We start from the raw sequence: 430 nt of genomic DNA, 5'->3' as shown, positions 1-430 counted from the left end.
CCACTGGCAACCAGCCTTTCAGGCGTTTTCCTGTACCTGCTTCCCTGCCCAGTAACTGACGATGAAAACCATCCACCACCAGATAGGGGTTCTTCTCCGCCGACACCACCACGGGTTGGGTGAAACCATCTTTCTCCAGTGACTGCTTCAGCAGTTTCTTCTCACCCGGCGCCATGACATTGGGGTTATAATCGTTGGCCACCACCTCATCTGCTTTCACCCACAGCACACAGTCCACAGGCTCCTGTGCAAAAGGGCTGACTTCATGAAGTACCCTGCGCAGATGATTCAGAGCCTGTATAGTCTCTTTTTCTGATCGTTCCTGGCTGAAGTACTGACGAATCATGTCACTCAGTACCTCCACTTCAGGTGTCACAGAATCCCCCATTCATTCCTCCTTTCCTTCATACGCTGCAGGTAACGTTCATAG

At 51.6% G+C, this 430-nt stretch carries 1 pseudogene; it reads right to left on the bottom strand.

Going from position 1 to position 430, the window contains the following annotated elements:
- A pseudogene (locus H3O04_RS35715) lies at positions 1 to 388 on the bottom strand (ParB N-terminal domain-containing protein); the annotation flags it as partial.
- Positions 389 to 430: the final 42 nt, after the last annotated feature.

It is taken from the genome of Burkholderia sp. KCJ3K979 (assembly GCF_016759955.1).
Lineage (GTDB): Bacteria > Pseudomonadota > Gammaproteobacteria > Burkholderiales > Burkholderiaceae > Burkholderia > Burkholderia orbicola.
This window is presented reverse-complemented; position numbering and strand designations above follow the sequence as displayed.